The sequence below is a fragment of the Pseudomonas fluorescens genome, assembly GCF_902497625.1.
Taxonomy (GTDB): domain Bacteria; phylum Pseudomonadota; class Gammaproteobacteria; order Pseudomonadales; family Pseudomonadaceae; genus Aquipseudomonas; species Aquipseudomonas fluorescens_BQ.
The window spans coordinates 1-1,983 of sequence record NZ_CABVGX010000108.1; the positions used below are offsets into that span (position 1 = coordinate 1).

2 protein-coding genes are annotated in these 1,983 nt (G+C 59.6%); one reads left to right on the plus strand and one right to left on the minus strand.

Annotation, left to right across the window (positions count from 1 at the left end; translation table 11 throughout):
• The first annotated feature begins 365 nt into the window (after positions 1 to 365).
• On the plus strand, positions 366 to 1,328 hold the full coding sequence (gene trxB, locus F8N12_RS27400) for a thioredoxin-disulfide reductase (protein ID WP_150580498.1): 963 nt from the start codon (positions 366 to 368) through the stop codon (positions 1,326 to 1,328).
• A 175-nt stretch (positions 1,329 to 1,503) separates the two neighbouring features.
• On the opposite strand, the gene F8N12_RS27410 is transcribed toward trxB, so the two are convergent.
• Positions 1,504 to 1,983 (minus strand): M20/M25/M40 family metallo-hydrolase (locus F8N12_RS27410; RefSeq protein WP_150583130.1); only part of this gene is annotated, 480 nt, incomplete at its 5' end.

Consider the following 1,983-nt stretch of genomic DNA (forward strand, 5'->3'; position numbering starts at 1 on the left):
CTTGAGTCCTTCGCGCAAATATTGCGGGCCAGACAGTACGGGTGCAGGCATATCGTGCTCCGAGCGAAGGGAAACGCGCCGACCTTACCGGCTTTGCCACACGGGCGAAAGCACAGCGGCAGCATCGACATCAACGGTAACAAAGGCGTCTATATATTTGCGGTAACCGAATAGAGACCGCCTATGAGCTGGATTGTTATTCGGTATTTCCTTAATCTTCGCCCCCTCGATACGCTGCACCCATTCTTTTACAGGACTGTCGAGTTCAAGCCTTCCCCAAGTGCTTTCAACGGTCCTTTTTTATTCACGCCGGCCAACCCGGCGTTCCGCGCCAGATGTTTCGGGCCGGTCAACAGGAGCAGGTCATGTCTGAAGTCCGTCATTCGCGAGTGATTATTCTCGGTTCCGGCCCTGCCGGTTACAGCGCTGCTGTCTACGCGGCCCGTGCCAATCTCAAGCCGCTGCTGATCACCGGCATGCAGGCCGGCGGTCAACTGACCACCACCACCGAAGTCGACAACTGGCCGGGCGATGTCCACGGTCTGACCGGCCCGGCATTGATGGAGCGTATGAAAGAGCACGCTGAACGTTTTGAAACCGAGATCGTCTTTGATCACATCAACGCGGTGGACTTCGCTTCCAAGCCTTACAGCCTGACCGGCGACAGCGCGACTTACACCTGCGACGCGCTGATCATCGCCACCGGCGCCAGCGCTCGCTATCTTGGCCTGCCGTCGGAAGAGGCGTTCATGGGCAAAGGCGTTTCGGCCTGCGCGACCTGCGACGGTTTCTTCTACCGCAACAAGCCAGTGGCTGTGGTCGGTGGCGGCAACACTGCTGTCGAAGAGGCGCTGTACCTGGCCAACATCGCCAGCACCGTGACCCTGGTCCACCGTCGCGAAACGTTCCGTGCCGAGAAGATTCTGATCGACAAGCTGCACGCTCGCGTTGCCGAGGGCAAGATCATCCTCAAGCTTAACGCCACCCTCGACGAAGTCCTGGGCGACAACATGGGCGTTACAGGTGCCCGTCTGAAGAACAACGATGGCAGCTTCGACGAGCTGAAAGTCGACGGCGTGTTCATTGCCATCGGCCACACCCCGAACACTTCGTTGTTCGCAGGCCAGCTGACCATGAAAGACGGTTACCTGGTGGTGCATGGCGGCCGTGAAGGCAACGCTACCGCCACCAACATCGACGGCATCTTCGCCGCCGGTGACGTAGCGGATCACGTCTACCGCCAGGCGATCACCTCGGCCGGCGCCGGCTGCATGGCGGCACTGGACGCCGAGCGTTATCTGGACGGTCTGCAGAACGCTTCGTTCTGACTGCGCAGAAATTACAAAACCGGCTTCGGCCGGTTTTTTTTGTGTCCCACGATTCACGGCCGATACATTTTTAATGTGGGAGCGGGCTTGCTCGCGAAAGCGGCATATCAGTCGCCATTGATGTTGCCTGGCACACCGCTTTCGCGAGCAAGCCCGCTCCCACCGGGGGTTATGTTCAGATTCCTGGCACTCGCGTCGTGGCCGGCGTCTGGCAGTAATGTTCAATCAGTTGCCGTAGTAGATGCACCGTAGGCTGTAAACGTGACATTTCCAGGTATTCCCCCGGCTGGTGTGCGCAGGCGATATCGCCGGGGCCGAGCACCAGGGTTTCACAGCCCAGGTGCTGAAGATAAGGCGCTTCGGTGCCGAACGCCACTGCTTCGGCGCGATGGCCGGTGAGCTTTTCCGCGACCCTCACCAGTTCGGCATCCTCGGCCTGCTCGAACGGCGGCACTTCAGGGAACAGCGGCGCATACTCAATCTTCACCTGATGCCGTTCGGCAACCGGCTTGAGTTTTTGCAGAATCTCGGCGCGCAAGGCGTTCGGGTCCATGCCCGGCAAGGGCCGCAGATCGAACTCCAGCGAGCATTGGCCGCAGATACGGTTGGGGTTGTCGCCGCCATGGATGCAGCCAAAATTCATCGTCGGCATCGG

Coding starts and splice junctions, on each gene's coding strand:
- trxB (WP_150580498.1), top strand. CDS start 366: ATGTCTGAAGTCCGTCATTCGCGAGTGATTATTCTCGGTTCCGGCCCT.